A 22690-nucleotide genomic window follows, 5' to 3' on the forward strand; every position below is an offset into this window, starting at 1 on the left:
TTCGTCGGTCGAAGGAAGTGCGGGAACCAACTCGCCGACAGTAGACCGCAGTCGGCGTTGTTTCGCCAAGGTCTTGACTTCTTTTCTCGGCCCTCCGTACTTTGCTCGCACTCTTCGACCGGTCGACCTCCGGAGGCAGCATGGGTCTGCGCAGTCCACGCCTACGCGGGCCCCTGGGGCGTCTGGCGGCCGCCGTCCTGCTCGGTACCTCCGCGCTCGCCGGCTGCGACCTCTCTGGCAACGTTGTCACCGACCTGGGGGCCACCGGCGGCACACCCGTCGAGGGCGGCACCGCCACCATGGCCCTGCCACCCGCCGCCACCCCCAACTGGATCTTCCCCATCGGCGCCCCCGGCTACCTGGCCACGTACAACAGCGCCATCCAGAGCCTCCTGTTCCTGCCGCTGTACGCACCCGAGCCGAAGGGTGCCGCGCTGACCATGGACTCGCCGCGCGGCCTCGCCGAAATGCCCCGCTACAGCGACGGCAACAAAACCGTCAGCATCACGTTGAAGAAGGGGTACGAGTGGTCCGACGGCAAGCCCGTCACCACCCGCGACGTGAAGTTCTGGTTCGATCTGATCAAGCACAACAAGCAGGACTGGGCCGGATACGCCCCGAAGCTGATGCCGGACGACGTCAAGGCCTTCGAGACCGTCGACGACCACACCTTCCGCCTGCGGCTGGACCGCGCCTACAACCCGGCATGGTTCACCGCCAACGAGCTCCAGGACTTCGTCGCCCTCCCCGTACACGCCTGGAACCCCGGCCACCAGAGCCCCGAGCGGGCCTTCGCCCGGCTGATGCGGCACGCCAGGCAGTTCTCGAAGTTCGCCACGGACCCGTTGTGGAAGACCGTCAACGGGCCCTGGCGCATCGAGAAATGGACCACGTCGGGACAGGTCTCCCTGGTTCCCAACCGGAAGTACCGCGGGCCCGACAGACCCCATCTCGACCGCGTGGTCCTCAAGCCCTTCACCACCGCCGACTCCGCATTCAATGTGCTGCGCGCCGGCGGCGTCGACTACGGCTATATCCCGCCCTCCGTCATGGCGCAGTCCGCGAAGTTCAAGGAGCGGGGCTACCGCATCGACCCGTGGGAAGGCTGGGCAATCACCTACATCGTCCTCAACTTCCACCACCCCACCGCCGGACCGATGCTGCGCCAGGCCTATCTGCGCCAGGCCCTCCAGCATCTGATCGACCAGAAGTCGATCTCCCGGGTGATCTGGCACGGCAGCGCCGCCCCCACCCTCGGCCCGATCCCCGCCGGCCTCCTCGACCGCGACCCGTATCCGTACGACCCCGAGCGGGCGAAGGCGCTGCTCGCCGGGCACGGCTGGACCGGCCGGGGCGGCACGCTGCGCTGCACCCGCCCCGGGGACGGCCCGGGGGAGTGCGGCACGGGCATCGAGGACGGCCAGGAGCTGCGCCTCACACTGCTCTCCCAGTCCGGCTCGACCGAGACCTCCAACACGATGCAGGCCGTCAAGTCCGCATTCGGCGCGGCCGGCGTCGCCCTCGACATCCGGCAGCAGCCGCTGAACACCGTCCTGGGCACCACCGTCCCCTGCAAGCCGACCGAGCCCCTGTGCGCGCAATGGCAGCTCGGCTTCTTCGGCACCCAGGGCAGCTGGTACTTCCCGCCCGACCCCAGCGGCGAAAAGCTCTTCGCCACCCATGCCCCTTCCAACATGGGCAACTGGTCCGATCCGCGCACCGACCGGCTCATCCGCGCCACCGAGTACTCCGACGCCCCGGCCGCGATGCGCACCTACGGCCGTGAGGTGGCCCGTCAGCTCCCGGTCCTGTGGACCCCCAACCCCGCCTACCAGGTCTCCGTCATCCGCAACGATCTGCGGGGCGTCGACCAGAACCCGACCCTGTCCCTCGCACCGCAGAACTGGTACTTCGTGAAGAAGGGCGGGGCCGGCCGGTGATCCGATTCCTGGCCAAGCGCCTCGCGCAGGCCCTCGTCGTGCTGCTGCTGGTCTCCGTCATCGTCTTCGTCCTGCTGCACCTGCTCCCCGGCGGACCGGCCCGCGCCATCCTCGGCGTCCAGGCCACGCCGGAGTCCGTCGCCCACTTCAACCACCAGCAGGGGTACGACCGTTCGCTGCCGGAGCAGTACGTGCGCTATCTGGGACGCCTGCTCACCGGCGACCTCGGAGAGTCCTACAAGCTCAACCAGAGCGTCGCCGCCCTGCTCGCCGAGCGGCTGCCCAAGACCGCCCTGCTCGCGGGTCTCGCCCTCGGGCTCGCCGTGCTGCTGGCCGTCCCGCTCGGCGTCCTGCAGGCCGTACGGCGCGGCAAGGCCGCCGACTACGTCCTGACCGGCGCGGCCTTCCTGGCCTACGCCACCCCGGTGTTCTTCCTCGGCCTGGTCCTCGTCCTCGTCTTCAGCCAGCAACTGCCCCTGCTGCCGGCCGAGGCGCCGCAGGCCGACACGGCCGACGGCATCCTCGCCGCCCCGGCCGCGCTCGTCCTGCCCGTGGTGACCGCCGCGCTCGGCATCATCGCCGCCTTCAGCCGCTATATGCGCTCCGCCGTCCTCGACAACCTCGGCGAGGACTACGTACGCACCGCACGCGCCAAGGGCCAGTCGAACGCCCGCATCATGGCCCGGCACGTGCTGCGCAACGCCCTCATCCCGCTGGCCACCCTCCTCGGCCTCTACCTCCCCACCCTCTTCAGCGGCACCCTCGTCGTCGAATCGATGTTCAACTACCCGGGCATGGGGCTGCTGTTCTGGAACGCCGCGCAGAGCTCGGACTTCCCCGTCCTGCTCGGCGTCACCCTCGTCGTCGGCGTCGCCACCGTCCTCGGCTCCCTGATCACCGACATCGCCTATGCCGTCCTCGACCCGCGCATCAGGAGCGTGACGTGACGACCACCGCCCTCGACGCCACGCAGCCGGACGCGGCCCCGGCCACACCCGGCGCGGCCCGCCGTACGCTCGCCGTCTTCGCCCGCAACAAGCTCGCCCTCACCGGCGCCCTGGTGCTGCTCGCCCTGCTGGCCTTCTGCTTCCTCGGACCGCTGGTCCACCCCACCGACCAGATCCACACCGACCTCTCCCAGGCCAACCGCGCCCCCGGCGCAGGCCACCTGCTGGGCACCACCGACCTCGGCTACGACCTGCTCGGCCGGCTGATGTATGGAGGTCGCACCTCCCTCGAAGTCGGCCTGGCAGCAGGGCTGTTGGCAACGTGCTTCGGGACGGTCTACGGCTCCGTGGCAGGCTACTTCGGCGGATGGACGGACGCCGTGATGATGCGGATCACCGACGCCGCGCTCGCCATCCCGGCGCTCTTCCTGCTCGTCGTGGTCGCCGCCATCGTCACTCCCAGCAAGCCCGTGCTCATCCTGATCATCGCCTCCGTCGCCTGGCTCTCCCCGGCCCGGCTCATCCGCGGCGAGGCGTTGGCGCTGCGCAGCCGCGACTACATCCATGCGATGCGGCTGATGGGCGGCGGCGGAGGGCGGGCCGTCTTCCGGCACATCGTGCCCAACGCCGTCGGCACCGTCCTCGTCAACGCCACCTTCCAGGTGGCCGACGCCATCCTCTACGTCGCCTATCTGTCCTTCCTGGGGCTGTCCATCCCGCCGCCCGCCGCCGACTGGGGCTCCCTGCTCTCCGCCGGCATCACCTACACCCAGGTCGGCTACTGGTGGCTGATCTTCCCGCCGGGCCTGGCGATCGTGCTGGTCGTCGCCGCCTTCCACTGCATCGGGGACGGGCTGCGGGACGCCTTCGACGTACGGCTGAAGAAGAACTGACGCGGTTTCGGAAGACCTGAAGCGAGGACCCACACCATGACCGACTCGCTGCTACGGATCGAGGACCTGCATGTCGACATCACCGGCCGCGGCCGCACCGTCCGGGCCCTTGACGGCATCGACCTGGACCTCGCCCCGGGGGAGGCGCTCGGCATCGTCGGCGAATCCGGCTGCGGCAAGACCATGACGGCGCTGTCCGTCCTCGGCCTGCTGCCGCCCGGCGGCAGGATCACCAAAGGCCGGATCCTGTTCGGGGGCACCGACCTCGCCGCCGCCCCGGAACCCGCCCTGCGAAAGGTCCGCGGAAACACCGTCGGCATGGTCTTCCAGGACCCGCTGACCTCCCTCAACCCCACCCTCACCATAGGCGCCCAGGTCGCCGAACCCCTGCTGCTGCACCGGCGGTTGACCAAGGCCGAGGCCTGGGACAGAGCCGAGGAGACCCTGCGGCTGGTCGGCATGCCGCGTCCCGCCGAACGACTGACGAACTACCCCCACCAGCTCAGCGGAGGGATGCGGCAGCGCGTGGCGATCGCCATGGCACTGGTCTGCGAACCCCGGCTGCTGATCGCCGACGAACCGACCACCGCCCTCGACGTCACCACACAGCACCAGATCCTCGAACTCATCGACGAGCTGCGCACCCGCCTCGGCATGGCGCTGATCCTGGTCACCCACGACCTCGGAGTGATCGCCCGCCGGGTCGACCGGGTCGCGGTGATGTACGGCGGCCGGATCGCCGAACGCGCCGCGGTGCGCCCGCTGTTCGCCACCCCGCGGCACCGCTACACCCAGGCGCTGTTCGCGGCCCTCCCCGACCTCCCCCGGCTACCGCCGGGCGGGGCTGCACCCCGTACCGACGGCGGCAGGCCGCTGGCCACCATCCCCGGCCTGCCGCCGTCCCTCCTCACCCGCACCGCCGGCTGCCGCTTCGCCCCGCGCTGCGGCTTCGCCACCGACCTCTGCCGCGTCGCCGAGCCGGAGCTCACCGACCGCCCCGACGGCACCGCGCCCGCCGCCACGGCCCACGCCTTCGCCTGCTTCCACCCCGCAGGACCGGCCCCCGGCGCCGACCCGGCAGCCGAACTGCGCCCGACCGCGCCCGCCGCGCCCCCGGTACGGACGGACGAACCGCTGCTGCGGCTCACCGACGTCGGCAAGAGCTACCCGCTGCACGACGGCCCGTTCACCCGCCGGAAGCCGGGCCGGCAGGGCGCCGAGGTCAGTGCGGTGGCAGGTGTCTCGCTCACCGTCCGGCGCGGCGAGACCTTCGGCATCGTGGGGGAGTCCGGCTGCGGCAAGTCCACGCTCGGCCGGATCGCCGTCGGTCTGGAGGCACCCACCACCGGCACCGTGCACTTCGCCGGCCGCGATATCGGCACCCTGACCAGGAGGGAGCTGCGCGCCCACCGGCGCGAGGTCCAGCTGATGTTCCAGGACTCGTACGCGTCCATGGACCCCCGGATGCGGGTGGGCGCCGTACTGCGCGAACCGCTGGTCATCCAGGGCATCGGCGACCGGGCCGAGCAGCGGCGGCGGATCGCCGGGCTGCTGGACGACGTGGGGCTGCCGCGCGGCGCGGTGGACCGCTATCCGCACGAGTTCTCCGGCGGCCAGCGCCAGCGCCTCGGCCTGGCCCGCGCCCTGGCGCTGGCCCCGTCCCTGGTCGTCGCCGACGAACCGGTCTCCGCGCTCGACGTCTCCGTCCAGGCACAGATCCTCAACCTGCTGCGCGAGCTCCAGCGGGAGAAGGGGATCGGCTATCTCTTCATCTCGCACGACCTGGCGGTGGTGCGGCATCTCGCGGACTCGGTCGGTGTGATGTATCTCGGCAAGCTCGTGGAGACCGGTCCCGCCGAGCGGGTCTTCGCCCGCCCGCTGCACCCCTACACCCGGGGGCTGCTGGACACCGTCAACGCGCCCGACCCGGACGCCGCCCCGGCCGGCGCCCCGCTCGCCGGCGAGGCCCCGTCGGCGGCCGCCCCGCCCTCCGGCTGCCGGTTCCGTACCCGCTGCCCGGCCGCGGCCGCACTGTGCGCGACCACGGAGCCGCCGCCGGCCGAGCCGGAGACGGCGGGGCACCGGGTGGCCTGCCACTTCCCGCTCACCGCGGGAGCCGTCAGTAACGGGTGAGGGCGGTCGGGCCGTATGCCGTACCGATGGCGATATGCGGATGTGCGGACGGCCGGATCCAGGCCAGGATCCGCGCCATCGCCCCGGCCGGCACGGATACACAGCCGGCCGTGGCGCCCTTCCCGTTGACATGGAGGAAGATCCCGGCGCCGCGGCCGTGCACCGGGCGGTGGTAGTTGAAGCCGATGACCAGCGCATGGGCGTACTGCGTGGGATAGTCCGCCAGCCGCTCGGACTCACCGGCCGCGCAGTCCGGCGGCAGTGGCGCCACCCAGCGGTTGTAGGAGGCGGAGGCGTTGTCCTCGCACCACCAGGAGTCCGCGCCGACCCGGCGGTACGGGCTCGCCGTGCCGGGCGGCGGCGGGGCGGTCCCGAAGGCGAACGGCAGGTCGTACAGCCCCGTCGGGGTGGTCGAGGTGCCCTGCACCCGGGTGCTGCCCTCGGTCAGCCCGCCGGCGCCGAACCGGGCCGGCGCCGAACCGGCCTGCTGCCAGCGGCCGTTGTGCCGCTGCCACCACCGCACGGTCCCTGTGGTGGCGCGCGTCGTGGGCGCACGGGCGGTGATGAGCTGGTCGCCGCCGCCGGTGTCGGCCATGAGGGCGGGGAGGGGGATGGGGCGGACGGGGGAGGCGGTGGCCGCAGGGGCGGGCGCGGCGAGCGCGAACAGCACCGCGGCCACCGCGGACAGCAGCGCCGCGGGCCGGCCCCCGGGCCCGGCCCGGACCGCCCCGACCGGGCTCCCGGCCGCGGTCGTGGTGCCGTCTGCCGCCGGATGCGTCGTCCTGTGCGTCATGGGCATGACGGCAATGTAGGGCGCGACGGGCTCGCCGGGCGCCGTCCGATCGGGTCATATACGTCGCACCCGGCCCGTGCGCAACCCGTCCGCGGCAATCCGCCGTGCGCCGGGGCCATGGACGGGCGAAACTCGGGTACGGGGGCTCATGTGCCCCTAGCCGTCTCAGTCTGGAGGCCCGCAGTGCAGCGGCAACCGCATACGCGCAGTGAGCGCACGCTCGACCGCGATCCGCAGCCCACGCCCCCGGATCCGGGAGGCCCGCCGCCCGTCCCGGACCCGCTTCCCGGCCCCCCGAGCCCGCCTGGGCCGCCGGATCCCATACCGCCGGAACCGTCGCCGATACCCCGTCCGCCCGGACCCGACCCCGACCCGGTCCCGGAGCCGTCCCCGGCTCCGTCGCCGCTCTCCTAGGAGCCGCGCGGACCCTTCGCCCCGTAGACCGCGGGCACCCCGTCCCGCACCACCAAGGAGGTGCTGATCATGGCCATCGCCACGGTCAACCCGGCCACCGGCGAGACCCTGAAGACCTTCGATGCGCTCAACGCGGGCGAGATCGAAGATCACCTGGTCCGGGCCGACCAGGCCTTCCAGGAACACCGCAGCACCAGCTTCGCGTACCGCACGGAGCGGATGCTCGCCGCCGCCGACCTGCTCGACGCCGACCAGGACGGCATCGCCCGCACCATGACCACGGAGATGGGCAAACCGGTGACCCAGGCGCGCGCGGAGGCCGCGAAGTGCGCCAAGACCATGCGCTGGTACGCGCAGCACGCCGAGGCGCTGCTCGCCGACGAGCACCCCGACCCCGCCGACGTCAGCGACTCCGGTGCGATCCGCGCCGTGGTGCGCTACCGCCCCCTCGGTACCGTCCTCGCGGTGATGCCCTGGAACTTCCCGCTCTGGCAGGTCGTCCGGTTCGCCGCGCCCGCCCTGATGGCGGGTAACACCGGACTGCTCAAGCACGCCTCGAACGTCCCGCAGACCGCGCTCTATCTGGAGGAGCTCTTCCGCCGGGCCGGCTTCCCCGAGGGCTGTTTCCAGACCCTGCTGATCGGGTCCGGCGCCGTCGAGGACGTGCTGCGCGACCCGCGGGTCGCCGCCGCCACGCTCACCGGCAGCGAACCGGCCGGCCGCGCGGTGGCGTCCACCGCCGGCGACGAGATCAAGAAGACCGTCCTCGAACTCGGCGGCAGTGACCCGTTCATCGTCCTGCCCTCCGCCGACCTCGACAAGGCGGCCCGTATCGCGGTCACCGCGCGCGTCCAGAACAACGGACAGTCGTGTATCGCAGCCAAGCGGTTCATCGTGCACGAGGACGTCTACGACACCTTCGCCGAGCAGTTCACCGACCGCATGGCCGCGCTGACCGTCGGCGACCCGATGGACGAGCACACCGATGTCGGACCGCTCTCCAGCGAACAGGGCCGCTCCGACCTGGAGGAGCTCGTCGACGACGCGGTCCACCAGGGCGCCACCGCACTGTGCGGCGGGCGGCGGCCGCCGCAGCACCCCGCTGGCTGGTTCTACGAGCCGACGGTCCTGTCCGGCATCACCCCCGCGATGCGTATCCACCAGGAGGAGGCGTTCGGGCCGGTCGCCACGCTCTACCGCGTCGCCGACCTCGACGAGGCGGTGCGGCTCGCCAACGACACCCCGTTCGGGCTCAGTTCCAACGCCTGGACCCGGGACCCCGAGGAGCAGCAGCGCCTCGCCCGCGACGTGCAGGCCGGCGGTGTCTTCTTCAACGGGATGACCGCCTCCCACCCGGGCCTCCCCTTCGGTGGGGCCAAGCGTTCCGGCTACGGACGGGAGCTCTCCGGGCACGGCATCCGGGAGTTCTGCAATATGACGACGCTGTGGTACGGGCCGGAGGACTGAACCGGGCGCCGAAAACAGCCGCCCCGGTGGGCGCATGCGCCGGAGCATTTTCCGTCGCGGACGCGAGGGTGTACGTTCCGGTCAGGTCGAGTCGGCCAACGGCCAGGTTGGTCGGCTCGGCCACTGTCCGCCGAGGCGCGGGAGAGGCGATCCCCAGGCCCGGCCCATGAATTGACGTAGTGTCATCATCGCTGTTCCGTCGGGTAGTTCGTTCGCTCGGACAGTCCTACAGCCGGTCGGTTCGACCGGCCAGGCAGGGTGTCCGGCCGGGTAGTTCAACGCACCGCGTCCTGCCCGTCCGGCACCGCGAACTCACACCACAGCGCCTTGCCCGCCCCGCGCGGTTCGGCGCCCCATTCGTCGGCGAGCGCCTCGACCAGCATCAGCCCGCGGCCGGAGGTGGCGGTCTCGCCGGGGCTGCGCCGCCGCGGCCACCGGCTGGAGCGGTCCTCGACCTCCAGCCGGATCCGGCGCGGGGTGCCGGGCAGCAGCTCCAGGGCGACCAGGGCGCCGCTCTCGGTGTGGGTCAGCGCGTTGGCGATCAGCTCGGAGGCGGCGACCTCGATGTTGTCCACGACGGCGCCCGCCCGCCACTGGTCCAGCGTGCGGCGCACCGCGGAACGGACCTCCGCGGTGCCCGACGGGTCGGCCTGGTGGACGTGCAGCCGCAGCCGCGGAATGGTGGCGGCCCCGGGGCCGGACAGCCGGTGCAGCAGCAGGAGGGCCATGTCGTCCTCCGAGCCGGGGCCCGCCCACAGATGGTCCGAGAGCCGGTCCGCGAGCGCCTCCAGGTCCGTGGGCCCGGCACGGACCGCGGCGGACAGCGCGTCGATGCCCACGGAGATGTCCTGGCCGGGCTGTTCGACCAGGCCGTCGGTGCACAGCAGCAGTGTCGACCCGGGCTCCAGGAACAGCTGGGTCTCCGGGAAGTGGTCGTGCCCGAAGAGCGTGGCCAGACCGAGCGGCAGCCCGCCGCGGACCACGGGCCAGTCGATGTGCCGGGAGCTGTTGCTGATCAGCGGGCCGAGGTGACCGGCCCGTGCGATGTGCAGCGCGCCGGACTCCATATCGGCCTGGATGTACGTACAGGTCGCGAACCGCTCGGTGTCCAGCTCCGCCAGAAAGCGGGACGCCCGCACCAGCACGGTCTCCGGCGAGTGCCCCTCGCCGGCATAGGCGCGCAGGGCGATGCGCAGCTGGCCCATCACGGCGGCCGCATGGGTGTCATGGCCCTGTACGTCGCCCACCACCAGCCCGGTCCGTCCCTGGGGCAGTGCGATCACGTCGTACCAGTCGCCGCCGATGTCCCGCCCGACGCTCGCCGGGTGATAGCGGACGGTGACCGCGCCGCCCGCGATGGGCGGCAGCCGGCGCGGCAGCATCGTCGCCTGGAGGCCCGTCGCGAACTCCCGCTCCTGGTCGAAGAGGGTCGCCCGCTGGACCGACTGCGCGACGACACCGGCCAGTGCCAGCGCCAGGTTCCTGGCCTCCGGCGACTGCACCGACGGCTCGGCGTTGAGCAGCCCCAGCGCCCCGATGACGGTGTCCTGCGCGACCAGCGGCAGGAACGCCGCGCTGCCCGCCGGCAGCACCTCGGTATACGGGCGCAGCCGCGGATAGCGGGCGATCAGTTCACCGCGCGTGCTGAGGAAGACGGGCCGGCGCGAGCGCGCCGTGTCGGCCAGCGGGAGGGTGTCGTCCAGCCGTGAGGTCATCATGTCGTCGGGCACCTCGCCCTCCAGCCCGGCGGTGGCGATGACCTCGAACCGGTCGTTCTCGACCAGGCCGAGGATCAGCCCGTCCGCGCCGAACCGCCGGGCCCCGCCGGTCCCGGTGAGCACCCGGGTCACGTCCTTGACGGACAGGGCACGGGCCAGCGCGGCGGTGGTCTGCTGCACCATCGCGGTCTGCCGCTGCCGCTCCTGCTGGAGCGAGCGCAGCAGCGCGGAGTCCGTCAGCTCGCTGGTGGCCTCCCGGACGATGCCGATGACCCGGTACGGCACCCCCTCCGCGGTGTGCAGAATCCGCCCCTGGGAGTGGGTCCAGCGCCGGGTCCCGTCGCGGCACTGGACCCGGAAGTAGGCGCCGTAGGACGAGTGGCCGTCCAGGAGGGCCTGGGAGAGGGCCTCGTCCAGCCGGCGGCCCTCCTCCTGCGGCACCCGCGTGACCAGGGACATCGGTGTGCCGTCGTATTCGTCGGGGCGCAGATCGAAGACGTCCAGGGCACCGGAGTCCAGGTCCATGGACCCGAGGTCCAGATCCCAGTCGAAGGTGCCCATCCGGTTGAGCGAGAGCCGCTCGCGCAGTCCGATGGGCTCGCGGTGCGACACCCCGGGCGCGTCCTCCTCGACGAGGCGCCCGTCCCGGTCGGCCCGGGGGGCGTAGTCCTCGTCGAACGGGTCGAGGGGGCCGCTGCTCATCGCGTCGCACACCTCGTGGCCCCGTGGCACGGGACGTGCGAAGGCAGGCGCCGGCGGCAGCGGTACATCGGGGCAGCGGCCGTCGGCACCGGGCCGAGCCTGCCTCGTGCCCACGGTCGCGGGCCGTTGACCGGGGCCGGTATCCACCGGAACGCGGCCATGCGCTCACCCTAGGCGCGGGCCGGACAACCCGCATTTCCGGTGCTCCGGATGCCTTCCGGGGGTACGGAGGGCGGGTGAAGCGCGCCGACGGCGGCACCGGGCTCCCGTCCCGCGCCGTCCCCGTGAGAGCGCGCGGCCGACGACGTACCCGGTCCGGGTGTTGCGTCCCGGTAACTCGCCCGTCGAGCGGGGCTCTTGACGCGGTACGTTCACCACGCGAGCCACAAGACCCGAGGCCCAGGACCCGAGGTCCGATCCCCGACCCCGAGCCACAAGGGCCGAACCGCCCGCCGTGAGCACCGCCCGGCGGCGCTCGGCGGGGCCGTGACCTCACCGGCTCGCCGGGCGGACGTCCGGTGTGTGTCGGCCTGCCCTTGCTACTGGAAGGCACCCCCAGCATGAGATCCCGAACAGCCCGGCGAGCCCTGACCGCCGCGGTCGGGGCCGCCGCGGTCATCCTCGTACCGCTGTGGGCGGCTGCCCCGTACCCCGCAGGCCCGGAGCGGATGCAGGTCTACCTCACCACCACCTCCGACCCCGCGGGCCGTCGGGTCGTCAAGGGGCTGGAGAAGCAGGCCCCTCTTCCCTTCATCCAGGGCGGCACAGCCGGCATCACCGTCGACGAGTCGAAGACCTACCAGCGGTTCGAGGGCGGCGGCGCGTCCTTCACCGACACCGCTGCCTGGCTGCTGAAGAGCAGCGGCGCGCTGAGCGGGGCCACCCGCGACGCCACACTGAAGAAGCTCTTCGACCCCGCCACGGGAATCGGCCTCGGCTTCATCCGCAACCCCATGGGCACCTCCGACCTCGCCCGTTTCGGCTACACCTTCGACGACATGCCCGCCGGGCGGACCGACCCGGAGCTCAGGAACTTCTCCCTGGCGCACGACCTCGCCGGCGTACTGCCGCTGACCGCACGGGCCCGCGAGCTCAACCCGGCCGTCAAGGTGATGGCCTCGCCCTGGAGCGCGCCCGCCTGGATGAAGGACAACGAGAAGCTGGAGCAGGGGCGCCTCCGGTCGAGGTACTACGCCACCTACGCCCGGTACTTCGTGAAGTACCTCCAGGCGTACCGGGACCGAGGGGTGCCGGTCGACTATGTCTCCGTCCAGAACGAGCCCACCTGCTGCTCCGGCTATCCGTCCATGCGGTGGAACGCCTCCGGGCTCGCCTACTTCACCAAGAACGACCTGCTCCCCGCCCTGCGGCAGGCCGGGCTGGCCACCAAGGTCCTCGCGCTGGACTGGAACTGGGACCGCTACGACGCCTTCGCCCGGGAGACCGTCGACGATCCGGCGATCCGCCGCCACCCCAACTTCGGCGGTATCGCCTGGCACGGCTACGGCGGTGACGTCGGGCAGCAGACCCTGATGCACGACCGCTATCCGGGCCTGCCCGCCTACGACACCGAGCACTCCGGCGGACGGTGGATCGGCAACCAGCAGCGGGAGGACATGCACAACCTCATCGACTACACCCGCAACTGGGGCCGCAGCTGGGTCAAGTGGTCGATCGCCGTCGACCGGAACGGCGGCCCGCACCACGGCGGTTGCGGCAACTGCACCGGGCTGATCACCGTGCACCACGGTGCCGGACGAGGGCACGGTACGGTCGATTACACCGTCGAGTACTACACGATGGGCCATCTCACCAAGTTCGTGCGGCCAGGTGCCCACCGCATCGGCTCCACCGCCTCGGCCACCGTCCCCAACGTCGCCTGGCGCAACCCCGACGGGTCCAGGGCGCTGATCGCCTACAACGACACCGGCCGCACCCGGCGGACCGCCGTCAACTGGGGCGGCCGGCATGTCACCTACGACCTGCCGGCCGGCGCCGCGGCCACCTTCACCTGGTAGGTCCCGCGGCACCGCGGCACCGCAGCACCGGTGAGCCGTCCCGGGGCCACCGCTCCGGGACGGCTCCTGCCGTCAGGCGTGCACCCGCGACGGCGCCGCGACCGGCCGGGTCTGGTGGGCCCGGTGCCGCAGGGTGGCCTTCCGCGTCGCCACATCGACGGTGTAGGCATCGATGGTCAGCCGCGCGCCGGACACCTTCAGCACCATGAACCCGTGGTCGGAGAAGTTCTGCCAGGCCGCCGGGTGCCCGAAGTGCGCCGTGCCGTCCTCCGTCTTGGCCGACGCACCGCACACCACCTGCCGGGTGCCGCCCGTACGGGCCGTCGGCTCCAGGATCTGCAGCGTGTGATCGTGGCCGGACAGGATCAGATCGGCCCGTCCGCACACCACCTTCTCGTACATGTCCTTGAGATGGACGCCGCTGGTGTAGTTCCCGATCTCGAAACCGTCATAGGATCCGGCGCTGCCGTGCTTGCCGTTGTTGAGGTACGGGTGGTGTCCGATCACCACCTTCCAGCGGGCCCGCGAGGCACGGAGCGCACCGTCCAGCCAGCTCCGCTGCTCTCGCATGTACGGCCCGTCCCACCGGTAGTGCGGATCGAGCTGGGCGACGTACGACGACCAGGGAATGGTGTCGATCGCGAAGAACTCCACCAGCGGATCGGCGGCCGGCAGCGGCACGCTGTAGTAGCGGGTCGGCATGTACCAGCGCCGCGACGTGGCGGCATAGGAGACCTCGCGGTCACCGCGCGAGGGGTCGCCGCCGCTGCCGGGGATCAGCCCCGAGCAGTCGTGATTGCCCAGCACCATCAGCCAGGGCACATCGATGCCGCTGTTCGGCCGCTCGAACTTGTCCTGGAACTCGGAGTCGTCGTCGGACTCCGGCCCGTTCTCGTAAATGTTGTCGCCGAGACCGACGGCGAGGCCGATGCGCTCGGCCCGGCAGACATCGTGCGCGGCGGCCGCCACCGCGTACTGCGCCTCGTCCCCCGTCCCCGCGTCTCCGGTGACCAGAACCGCGAACTCACCCTTGCCATTGGGGTGTTCCGGGAACGGGAAGGCTCCCGGGCCCCCGAGGCGGGGCGCGGCGGACGCGGGCGACTGGGCCGGCGAAGGCAGCACCGCGAGCGCCGCACCCGCCATCGCGCCACCCAGCAGCGTCCGCCGGTTCACCCACTGCGGAACGCGCCCCGTCGTACGCGTCGGCGGCCCCCCGGCCGTCGTTGCCGAGCCGGCCCGCAGCCACTCCTGCTCGGTCATGTCCGCCTGCGGCGGGATCAGTTCGTCTTCACACATGCCTGGTTTTCTTTCACGGTCGGCAGAGGTGATGGTGACGAAATGATGAAGCCGGGGTGGACGTATGGCGATCGTGGGCCGCTTCGCTACGCGCCGGTAACAAAGCGTGTTCCAGGGGGCATCAGGGGGTGAGCGGATCGCCGGACGAGGCGGTGGGAGCGTGCTGGATCACCGGTTCGCGAGGCGGCGGAGGGTGCGGCCGAGATGGCGGACGTACTGCCGCTGGAAGACGGGCACCAGCGGGCCGCCCAGGCGGGTGACCGCCCGGGCGGGGCGGCTGAAGGCGGTCACCGTGAACCACACCGAGCCGTCGGCACGCAGCTCGGCGACGAACGCCTCCTCGCCGCACTGGGGATGGCCCTTCCTGGCCCCGTATCCGAAGCCGATGCGGTCCTCCTCGGCCACCGTCCACACCACCGTGCACGGCGCCCGCAGCCGCAGCGGTCCGAGGCCCAGCGACACCTCGACGCCCACGCCCGGCGCGGCCCGCGGGGCGTCGGCCCGGATGCGGGTGCCGGCCGCGCGATGCATCCGGAAGGTGGTGATCGCCTCGCCCGCCGCGGTCAGCACCGCCCGGCCGTGGCCGATCGGCAGCTCCTCGCGGAGGTGGTGGTAGCCGGGCGGCAGCGGGGTGTACCGGGTGCCGCCCTCCTCGGGGTAGTTCAGCTCGCTCATGCGGTGCGGCTCCTCGGGGGCGGGCGGGGCGCGGGAGGGCGACGGTACGGGGTGAACCGCCGGCGATCAACGACGCTCGCCTGGTGCGGTGACCGCATACGCACGGGGTTCGGTGCCAGGGTGGTGGCATGAAGTACATGGTGCTGATGTACGCCGATCCCGCAGCGACCGAAGCGATGTCCGCCGCGGACCGCGCCGAGGTGTTCCGACGGCACGAAGCGCTCCACCAAGACCTGGCGGGCACCGGCGAGATGCTCAACGGAGCCGGGCTCGCCTACCCGAAGGACACGACGACCATGCGGTGGCGCAGGGAGGGGCCGACCGCGACGGACGGGCCGCTCACGGGAACCCCCGAGCAGCTGACCGCCTACTTCGTGATCGACTGCACGAGCCCGGAGCGGGCGCGGGCGATCGCCGAACGCGTCGTCGATGCCCATGTCGTGGCGGTCGAGGTGCGGCCCGTCCACGACTCGTTCGGCATGGGCGAAACCTGACCGGCCCGCAGGCAGCGGTGCGGCACGCGGATCATCCCGTTGCCGGCGCGGAAGGGGTGCTTTTGCCGCGGGCCCTTCGGTGTCCGCCGGCCCGGAGGCGGGGTGCTTCTCTCTGGAGGGGGGAGTACCTCCTCTATAGACTCGTCGGGTGAGCATCGATCCCGAGGTGCCGCGGCCCGGACAGCTGGACGAGGACGACCTGCTGCTGGCCAACGCACTGCAAGCCACGCCCCGCGCTACCTGGAGCGAGCTGGGACCTGTGCTCGGGCTGGACGCGGTGACGCTGGCCCGCCGGTGGGAGCGCCTCCAGAGCAACGGGCTGGCCTGGGTGACACCCGCGCTGGGGCCCGGCCTCCTGTACCGGACGTGCCGGGCCTTCGTCGAGATCCACTGCGAGCCGGGCAGCGCCGCGCAGGTGGCGGCCGAGCTGTCCCGTGAGCCCCACCTGCTCACCATTCAGCATGTCGCCGGCACCTACGATCTGTTCGCGATCGCCTTCACTCCGGACTTCCCTTCGATGTCCGACTACCTGCTCACCGGCCTGCCCCGGCACGAGGGCGTCGTCCGCGTCCGTTCCCACCTGGTCACCCGTAACTTCCGTACGGGATCGCAGTGGCGCCTCGGGGTGCTCAACCAGCGCCAGGAGCGGGCCCTGCGCAGCACCCTGCCGGAACCGCACGGCGCGGAGACCGCGGCGTACAGCAACTGGGAACGCGACCTGATCGTCGCGCTGAGCGACGACGGACGGCTCCGCTACACCGATATCGCCACCCGGCTCGGTGTCACGCCCCGGACCGTGCAGCGCCGGCTGAACCGGCTGCTGGGCAACCGCGACCTGCTGCTGCGCTGCGATGTCGCGCGGCCTCTCGCCGGCTGGCCGACCGGTGCGCTGCTGTGGCTCAACGTTCCGGACGAACTGCTGGAGGAAGCCGGCCGTACCCTCGGCGCCTTCCCCGAGACCCGCAGCTGCGCGGCGCTCTCCGGCGCCAGCAACCTGCTGGTCACCGTCACCCTGCACTCGGTGGACGCGCTGCACGACTGGGCGGTGCAGCTACGGCAGGCGCTCCCGTACGCGCAGATCGCGGACCGTTCCGTGGTCCTGCGACAGGACAAGCTGTGCGGTCATCTGCTGGACGGGTGGGGACGAAGCCGTGGCGTCGTCCCCCTCGACATCTGGCGTCCGAGCGGCCTCAGGCGGTGAGGCGGGTACCGCCGGTCCCACCGCCACGAAGGGGGACCGCGACGGGCGGGCGCCGCAGGCCCGCGCCGAGCGTCCGCTCGATCTGCCGGGCCAGGCGCAGTACGCCGAGGTCGTCGCCGCTGCGCCCGACGATCTGCACTCCTACGGGAAGCCCGTCCCGGGTGAACCCCGCCGGAACCGACAGGGCGGGCACGCCGAGCACGGTGAACCAGTACATGGAGCGCATGCAGTCGAGGTAGTTCTCGCTCCTGGTGGATCCGATGCGCTCCGGCCACAGCTGATCCGCGCTCCACGGCAGCACCTGGGTGGTGACCGTCACCAGATAGCGGTAGGTGCCGGTGAATGCGGCGAACCGCTGGAAGAGCTGCCCCCGGAGCTTGTGCGCGCGCATGAGGCCTGCCGAGGTCGTCGCCAGCCCGTGCTCGATGTCCTGGCGGACCCTGGTGCCGAAGGACTCCGGGTGCGCGGCGTACCGGTCGCCGTAGTTGAGCGCCCGGTACCAGCCGCGCAGGGTGCGGAACGCCTCGTCGGCCCCGGTCATGTCCGGGGCCGCCACGCCGACCTTGCCGGAGATCCCGGTCAGCGCGTCGAACACCGGGCCCATCGCGGTGCGTACGGCGTCGTCGACGGCGAGCTGGCCGCCGAGGTCCGGACTCCACGCCACGGGCACGTCGGAGAAGTCGTACTCCAGACCGGCACGGAACCGGGACGGGTCGCCGAGGCCCCAGGGGGACCGCGGATCGGGCCGGGTCAGCACGCTCATCTGAAGGGCGACGTCGTCGACGGTACGGCCGATCGGGCCCTGGATGCTCAGCGGCGCGAACGGGTCGTTCGCCGGCCACATCGGAATCGATCCCACCGAGGGCCGCAGCCCCACGACGTTGCAGAAGGTCGCCGGGTTGCGCAGCGACCCTCCGGTGTCGCCGCCGTCGGCGATGGCGACCATGCCGGTCGCGACGGCGGCCGCCGCCCCGCCGCTGCTGCCGCCGGCCGTCAGGTTCAGGTCGTACGGATTGCGGGTGGGGCCGAACAGTTCGTTGGTGCTCTGGATGCCCGCTCCGAACTCGGGCACATTGGTCTTGCCCACCGTCACGGCACCCGCGTGCACCAACTGCTCCACGACCAGCGCATCGTGATCCGGCACATGGTCGGCGTACAGCTTCGAACCGTAGGTCGTACGGATGCCCTTGGTCGGGGCGAGGTCCTTGTGCGCGACCGGGAGGCCGTGCAGGGGGCCGAGCAGTTCGCCTCGTGCGGCGACGGCGTCGGCGCGGGCGGCGAGCTGACGGGCACGGTCCTCGGCGAGCGTGATGATCGCGTTGACCTTCGGGTTCACCGCGTCGATCTGGGCGAGGTGCGCGTCGAGGATCTCGCGCGCGGACACCTCACGGCGCCGCTGGAGTTCCACCAGTTCCCGGGCCGGCAGCCACAGGAGGTCATTCTCGGTCACGAAGATCAGCAGTCCTTGTCTCGGGTGTCGGGTGTCGGATGACGGGCTCACGGCAGGTGGATGGGCGCGCCGGGTCCCAGCGGCAGGTCGAGGAAGTAGAAACCGGTGAGGATGACGGTCCACACCGTGGCGAAGGCCAGGGCGAAGGGCACCAGCCGGGAGATGACCGTGCCGAGTCTCAGCTCGGGCTGGTACTTCTGCGCCGAGACCAGGGCGAAGTACAGGAAGACCTGCATGGGCGTGATCGCCCCGGTCACGGAGTCGCCGATCCGGAAGGCCGCATGCATGGCGGCGGGGGAGAGGCCGAGCAGCATCCCGGCCGGCACCATGACGGTGCCCAGGATGGACCACAGCGCGGAGCCCGAGGTGATGACCAGGTTGAGCAGCGAGGTCACCAGGACGACGGCGAGCAGAATCCCGAAGCCGCCGAGCCCGGCGGACTTCGCCCCGTCCGCGAGGCCGATGGCGAAGAACTTGCCCAAGTTGCTCCACGTCAGCAGATTGATGGTCTGCGCGATGGCGAAGACGAGCACCACGAACCCGGACATGTCCCGCACCGCGCCGATGATGTGCGGGTAGGCGGCACGCGCTTCCTTCTCGACCCCGCCACAGCGGGCGTAGACGATGCCGAAGAGGAAGAACAGCCCGGACAGCACGAGGGCGAGGCTGTCGACGAACGGGGAGGGCGCCAGCACCCCGCCCTCCCCGCGCAGCGGGCTTCCCGGCAGCAGCCAGGCGGTGACCACGGCAGCGGCGACCGCCAGCGTCACGGCACCGCTGATCAGCAGCGCCCGGCGCTGTACCGGTGTCGCGATCGTCTCGGTGCCCTCGCCCTCCGGACCGGAATGAGCGGGGTCGTGCTCCGGGTTCCAGGGAGCCAGCCGGGGTTCGAGTACCCGGTCGATGAGGAAGCCGCCGACCAGGGGCAGCAGCAGACCCGTCGCCGCGGTGAAGAACCAGTTCATGGCGATGTGGAGGTGATAGCCGTCGATGCCCGGCAGCAGATCTGCCGCGCTGTGCGTGATGCCGGTCGTGGTCACGTCGAGGGTGCCGAGCAGAATGCCGCCGTCGTAGCCGCTCCCCACGCAGACGAAGGCGCCGAGCAGGCCCGCCACCGGGTGTCGTCCCACCGCCTTGAAGACGATCGCGGCGAGTGACGGCAGCAGGATGTAGGCGGAGTCGGCCAGTACGTGTCCCTGGCAGGCGACAAAGGCGACGAGGTAGGGAACCCAACGTCTCGACACCCGCAGGAAAACGACCCGCATCAGACATTCCAGGGCGCCGGTTCCCTGCGCGACGCCTATGCCCATGGCGATCACCAGCACGGGGCCGAGCGCGGGGAAGGCCATGAAGGAATCGATGGCCGTGCCGAGGAGATGGCTGAGGCCCTCCGGCGTCAGCGCGCCGAGCACGGGTGTCGGGTTCTTCTCACCCGGCACCTGGACCGACCCGTCGCAGGCGGCGATCACCGTCGACAGCACGGCGACGAAGCAGAAGATGCCGGCGAAGAGCACGAACGGATTGGGCAGCCGGTTGACCCATCGCTCGACTCGGCCCAGCAATCCTGCCGGCGGTGGGGAGTTCCGTTCCCATACCTTCATCGATACCTACCTCGTCCCGGAGCGTGGCGCGGTGTGCGTGCGCGCCACTATCGGGGGGCCCGGCGCAAAACTCCGGAGAGGTAAAGAGGAATGTCCATCGGAGGCTGCAAATCGCAGAAAAACGGCCATCGGCCGGGTCGAGCGCACCTCTATGACGGGCAGTGCCCGCCGAGCCGCGGCCGGCCGTCTCCGCGCCGCCGGTCATCCGGCGGCCGCCCCGGCACGACGGCCCAGGGCGGCCCCCTACCGGGGACGGCTGCTCGCCCTCCGCGGGGATCGGGCTCAAGCCCGACCGGCGCACGACGCCTTCGCCGCGCCCGGGGCGGCCTCCGCCAGGCGCTCATCGACGCTCTGGGGCCGGGCCCGGCCGGCGTACTGCTTCTGCTGCCTGGTCGGCGGGATCACGTCACCGACCGGCTCCGTCCGGCCGCCCCTTCATTCCGGTCCGCCGCCCCCCCCCGGGCCCCCGTCCGGCGCCCCGTGCCGCCCCGCCCCCGCGGCGAACCGCGCCGCGCCCTCCATCGACTCGGCCAACACCGCCTGGCCGTAACGGAGTTCCTCCGCCATCGCGGACCGCTCGTCGCTGCCCTCCTGGTCCAGCAGGGAGGCGCGGTCGCTGCGCAGGCATGCCTGCGGGAAGCGGGCGATCTCCGCCGCCAGCAGCTCCGCCTCCGCGCGGGCCGTCCCGGCCGGCACCACACGATGGACGAGACCGATGTCCAGCGCCTCCGCGGCCGGGACCGGGCGCCCCGTCAGCACCAGGTCCATCGCCCGGCTCGCGCCGATCAGCCGCGGCAGCCGGACCGTACCGCCGTCGATCAGCGGCACCCCCCAGCGCCGGCAGAACACCCCGAAGACCGCGTCCTCCTCCGCCACCCGGAGATCGCACCAGAGCGCCAGCTCCAGACCGCCGGCCACCGCATGGCCGGCGACCGCCGCGATCACCGGCTTGCCGAGCCGCATCCGCGTCGGTCCCATCGGCCCGTCCCCGTCCGGGGCCACGCGGTTACCGCGCCCGGTGCCGATCGCCTTGAGGTCGGCGCCGGAGCAGAACGTCCCGCCCTCGCCCCACAGCACCGCGACCCGTGCGCCGTCGTCCTCGTCGAACTCCCGGAAGGCGGCGGCCAATTGGGCGGCCGTCGCACCGTCCACGGCGTTACGGGACGCCGGCCGGGACAGCACCACCGTCGTCACCGGCCCGGCGCGCTCGACCCGTACCGGCATCAGGCCACGCCTCCGGCCGCATCCGCCGTCGCCGGACGGGCACGCTCCAGGATCGAGGCCAGATCGGCCCCGGCCGGCAGGGTGCCGAAGGCATTGCCCCACTCCCCGTCGAGCCGCGAGGCGCAGAACGCGTCGGCGACCGCCGGGTGGCTGTACCGCACCAGCAGCGAACCCTGGAGCACCAACGCCAGCCGCTCCGCCAGCGACCGCGCCATCAGCTGCGCCCGCTCGGGATCGGCGAGGCGGCCGAGCATCTTGCGGACCCCGGCCACCGCCGCGTCCAGCCGGCGGTCGGCACCCGCCGCGGTCTCCACCTCCGCGAGGAATGCGTCCAGTGCGGTCGGCTCCTTGCCCAGCGCCCGCAGCACATCGAGCGCGGCGACGTTCCCCGAGCCCTCCCAGATGGACAGCAGCGGTGCCTCCCGGTAGAGCCGCGGCATGCCGGAATCCTCGACGTAGCCGTTGCCGCCCAGGCACTCCAGGGCCTCCGCCGCATGGGTACTGCCCCGCTTGCACACCCAGTACTTCCCGGCCGCGAGTGCCAGCCGGCGCAGCGCGGCCTCCCCGGCGTCGCCGGCCTGCGACCGGTCCACCGCCGTCGCCAGCCGCATCCCCAGCAGCGTCGCCGCCTCCGACTCGACCGCCAGATCGGCGAGCACCGAGCGCATCAGCGGCTGGCGGCCCAACTCCCGCCCGAAGGCCTGCCGGTGCGCGGTGTGGTGCAGCGCCTGCCGCAGCCCCGCCCGCATCCCGGCCGCCGACCCCAGCACACAGTCGAGCCGGGTCATGTTCACCATCTCGACGATGGTCCGCACCCCGCGGCCCGGCTCACCGACCGGCCAGGCCACCGCCCCGTCGTACTCGATCTCGGAGGACGCGTTGGAGCGGTTGCCCAGCTTGTCCTTGAGCCGCATCAGCCGCATGCCGTTGAGCGCGCCGTCCGGCAGCACCCTCGGCACCAGGAAGCAGCCGAGCCCCTCCTCGGTCTGCGCCAGCGCCAGGAACACATCGCTCATCGGCGCCGAGGTGAACCACTTGTGGCCGGTGAGGCGGTAGGTGCCGTCGTCGGCCGGAACCGCGCGGGTGGTGTTGGCCCGTACGTCGGAGCCGCCCTGCTTCTCCGTCATCGACATGCCCGCGATCAGACCCGACTTGGCCAGCGGTGCCCGCAGCCCGAAGTCGTAGCTGCGGGAGGCGAGCAGCGGCTCGTACTGCGCGGCGAGTTCCGGTGCGGCGCGCAGCGCGGGGACGGCGGCGTACGTCATCGAGACCGGACAGCCGTGCCCCGCCTCGGCCTGCGACCAGACGTAGAACTTCGCGGCACGCACCAGATGCGCCCCGGCGCGGTCGTCGGCCCAGGGCGCGGCATGCAGACCGTGCTCCACCGCGACGGTCATCAGCTGATGCCAGGCCGGGTGGAATTCGACCTCGTCGATGCGGTGCCCGAACCGGTCGTGGGTGTGCAGCCGGGGCGGCTGCTCCTCCGCGCAGCGGGCCTGGTCCTGCACCGCCGCGGAACCCGCCAGCGCGCCGAGCTCGGACACCTCCCCGGCGCCCCACTCGGCGCCGTCCCGGCGCAGTGCCTCCAGCAGGGCCGGCTCGTCCGCCGTGCTGAACCCGGTCAGCGGCGGGGCCTGATTCACGACTTCATGGGTGACGGTCATGGCATCGACGTTACAGAATCCGAACAGTCGTGGGAAGACTGTAATGCCGCAGGTCGGCAT

General features: G+C 72.1%; 16 protein-coding genes. 8 read left to right on the forward strand and 8 right to left on the reverse strand.

All coding sequences use genetic code 11. The features are described from left to right. Window positions 1–140 precede the first annotated feature (140 nt). From K7C20_RS31270 to K7C20_RS31285, 4 genes are read left to right on the forward strand one after another with little or no spacing between them, the layout of a single operon-like run. Window positions 141–1940 carry a peptide ABC transporter substrate-binding protein gene (locus K7C20_RS31270; RefSeq protein WP_030078479.1) on the forward strand — a complete coding sequence of 600 codons (1800 nt, stop codon included), beginning with the start codon at window positions 141–143 and terminating at the stop codon, window positions 1938–1940. Beyond that, on the forward strand, window positions 1937–2887 hold the full coding sequence (locus K7C20_RS31275) for an ABC transporter permease (RefSeq protein WP_030078477.1): 951 nt from the start codon (window positions 1937–1939) through the stop codon (window positions 2885–2887). Before K7C20_RS31270 ends, K7C20_RS31275 begins: the two co-directional genes overlap by 4 nt. Beyond that, on the forward strand, window positions 2884–3780 hold the full coding sequence (locus K7C20_RS31280) for an ABC transporter permease (protein ID WP_030078475.1): 897 nt from the start codon (window positions 2884–2886) through the stop codon (window positions 3778–3780). The genes K7C20_RS31275 and K7C20_RS31280 overlap by 4 nt, the downstream gene beginning before the upstream one ends. A 36-nt stretch (window positions 3781–3816) precedes the next feature. Beyond that, window positions 3817–5913 (forward strand): dipeptide ABC transporter ATP-binding protein, encoded by a 2097-nt coding sequence (locus K7C20_RS31285; RefSeq protein WP_053210460.1) that lies wholly within the window; start codon window positions 3817–3819, stop codon window positions 5911–5913. Here the strand turns inward: K7C20_RS31285 and K7C20_RS31290 are convergent. Beyond that, window positions 5900–6712 (reverse strand): L,D-transpeptidase family protein, encoded by an 813-nt coding sequence (locus K7C20_RS31290; RefSeq protein WP_245171884.1) that lies wholly within the window; start codon window positions 6710–6712, stop codon window positions 5900–5902. The genes K7C20_RS31285 and K7C20_RS31290 overlap by 14 nt on opposite strands. A 477-nt stretch (window positions 6713–7189) precedes the next feature. On the opposite strand from K7C20_RS31290, the gene K7C20_RS31295 reads away from it, so the two are divergent. Then, window positions 7190–8587 (forward strand): NADP-dependent succinic semialdehyde dehydrogenase, encoded by a 1398-nt coding sequence (locus K7C20_RS31295; protein ID WP_053210468.1) that lies wholly within the window; start codon window positions 7190–7192, stop codon window positions 8585–8587. Between the two features lie 275 nt (window positions 8588–8862). On the opposite strand, the gene K7C20_RS31300 is transcribed toward K7C20_RS31295, so the two are convergent. Continuing rightward, complete coding sequence (locus tag K7C20_RS31300; RefSeq protein ID WP_053210461.1) at window positions 8863–11007, reverse strand: SpoIIE family protein phosphatase; 2145 nt, start codon at window positions 11005–11007, stop codon at window positions 8863–8865. Window positions 11008–11567: 560 nt separating this feature from the next. Between K7C20_RS31300 and K7C20_RS31305 the strand changes: the two genes are divergently transcribed. Then, window positions 11568–13025 carry a glycoside hydrolase family 30 protein gene (locus K7C20_RS31305; protein WP_030078457.1) on the forward strand — a complete coding sequence of 486 codons (1458 nt, stop codon included), beginning with the start codon at window positions 11568–11570 and terminating at the stop codon, window positions 13023–13025. A gap of 72 nt (window positions 13026–13097) precedes the next feature. On the opposite strand, the gene K7C20_RS31310 is transcribed toward K7C20_RS31305, so the two are convergent. Together K7C20_RS31310 and K7C20_RS31315 are read right to left on the reverse strand one after the other, a co-directional pair. Continuing rightward, complete coding sequence (locus tag K7C20_RS31310) at window positions 13098–14321, reverse strand: metallophosphoesterase (RefSeq protein ID WP_053210462.1); 1224 nt, start codon at window positions 14319–14321, stop codon at window positions 13098–13100. 168 nt (window positions 14322–14489) lie between these two features. Continuing rightward, window positions 14490–14996: a DUF1990 family protein gene (locus K7C20_RS31315; protein WP_053210463.1), complete on the reverse strand. Its 507-nt coding sequence runs from the start codon at window positions 14994–14996 to the stop codon at window positions 14490–14492. Window positions 14997–15124: 128 nt separating this feature from the next. Between K7C20_RS31315 and K7C20_RS31320 the strand changes: the two genes are divergently transcribed. Continuing rightward, window positions 15125–15490, forward strand: a complete 366-nt coding sequence (locus K7C20_RS31320; RefSeq protein ID WP_030078451.1) for a YciI family protein — start codon at window positions 15125–15127, stop codon at window positions 15488–15490. A 148-nt stretch (window positions 15491–15638) separates the two neighbouring features. Further along, a complete protein-coding gene (locus K7C20_RS31325) occupies window positions 15639–16691 on the forward strand; it encodes an Lrp/AsnC family transcriptional regulator (protein ID WP_048829039.1) in 1053 nt (350 codons plus the stop codon). Here K7C20_RS31325 and K7C20_RS31330 read toward each other — a convergent pair. The 4 genes from K7C20_RS31330 to K7C20_RS31345 all read right to left on the reverse strand — a co-directional run bounded on the left by K7C20_RS31330 (window position 16681) and on the right by K7C20_RS31345 (window position 22630). Continuing rightward, window positions 16681–18141, reverse strand: coding sequence for an amidase (locus K7C20_RS31330; RefSeq protein ID WP_222892692.1), 1461 nt, complete (start codon window positions 18139–18141; stop codon window positions 16681–16683). The two genes, K7C20_RS31325 and K7C20_RS31330, sit on opposite strands and share 11 nt — an antisense overlap. A 47-nt stretch (window positions 18142–18188) precedes the next feature. Continuing rightward, the gene (locus tag K7C20_RS31335; protein ID WP_030078443.1) at window positions 18189–19742 is read right to left on the reverse strand and encodes an AbgT family transporter; all 1554 of its coding nucleotides are present in this window, start codon (window positions 19740–19742) and stop codon (window positions 18189–18191) included. Window positions 19743–20177: 435 nt separating this feature from the next. After that, complete coding sequence (locus K7C20_RS31340; protein WP_053210466.1) at window positions 20178–20966, reverse strand: crotonase/enoyl-CoA hydratase family protein; 789 nt, start codon at window positions 20964–20966, stop codon at window positions 20178–20180. Next, entirely contained in the window at window positions 20966–22630 is a 1665-nt protein-coding gene (locus K7C20_RS31345) for an acyl-CoA dehydrogenase family protein (protein WP_053210467.1), read from the reverse strand. The genes K7C20_RS31340 and K7C20_RS31345 overlap by 1 nt, the downstream gene beginning before the upstream one ends. Between the last annotated feature and the right edge of the window lie 60 nt (window positions 22631–22690).

This window comes from Streptomyces decoyicus, assembly GCF_019880305.1.
Classification (GTDB): domain Bacteria; phylum Actinomycetota; class Actinomycetes; order Streptomycetales; family Streptomycetaceae; genus Streptomyces; species Streptomyces decoyicus.

Bases quoted from the DNA above. Each gene is read 5' to 3' on its own strand.
- K7C20_RS31270 (WP_030078479.1), top strand. From the start codon at position 141: ATGGGTCTGCGCAGTCCACGCCTACGCGGGCCCCTGGGGCGTCTGGCG.
- K7C20_RS31285 (WP_053210460.1), top strand. From the start codon at position 3,817: ATGACCGACTCGCTGCTACGGATCGAGGACCTGCATGTCGACATCACC.
- K7C20_RS31290 (WP_245171884.1), bottom strand. From the start codon at position 6,712: ATGCCCATGACGCACAGGACGACGCATCCGGCGGCAGACGGCACCACG.
- K7C20_RS31295 (WP_053210468.1), top strand. From the start codon at position 7,190: ATGGCCATCGCCACGGTCAACCCGGCCACCGGCGAGACCCTGAAGACC.
- K7C20_RS31300 (WP_053210461.1), bottom strand. From the start codon at position 11,007: ATGAGCAGCGGCCCCCTCGACCCGTTCGACGAGGACTACGCCCCCCGG.
- K7C20_RS31305 (WP_030078457.1), top strand. From the start codon at position 11,568: ATGAGATCCCGAACAGCCCGGCGAGCCCTGACCGCCGCGGTCGGGGCC.
- K7C20_RS31310 (WP_053210462.1), bottom strand. From the start codon at position 14,321: ATGTGTGAAGACGAACTGATCCCGCCGCAGGCGGACATGACCGAGCAG.
- K7C20_RS31315 (WP_053210463.1), bottom strand. From the start codon at position 14,996: ATGAGCGAGCTGAACTACCCCGAGGAGGGCGGCACCCGGTACACCCCG.
- K7C20_RS31320 (WP_030078451.1), top strand. From the start codon at position 15,125: ATGAAGTACATGGTGCTGATGTACGCCGATCCCGCAGCGACCGAAGCG.
- K7C20_RS31335 (WP_030078443.1), bottom strand. From the start codon at position 19,742: ATGAAGGTATGGGAACGGAACTCCCCACCGCCGGCAGGATTGCTGGGC.
- K7C20_RS31340 (WP_053210466.1), bottom strand. From the start codon at position 20,966: ATGCCGGTACGGGTCGAGCGCGCCGGGCCGGTGACGACGGTGGTGCTG.
- K7C20_RS31345 (WP_053210467.1), bottom strand. From the start codon at position 22,630: ATGACCGTCACCCATGAAGTCGTGAATCAGGCCCCGCCGCTGACCGGG.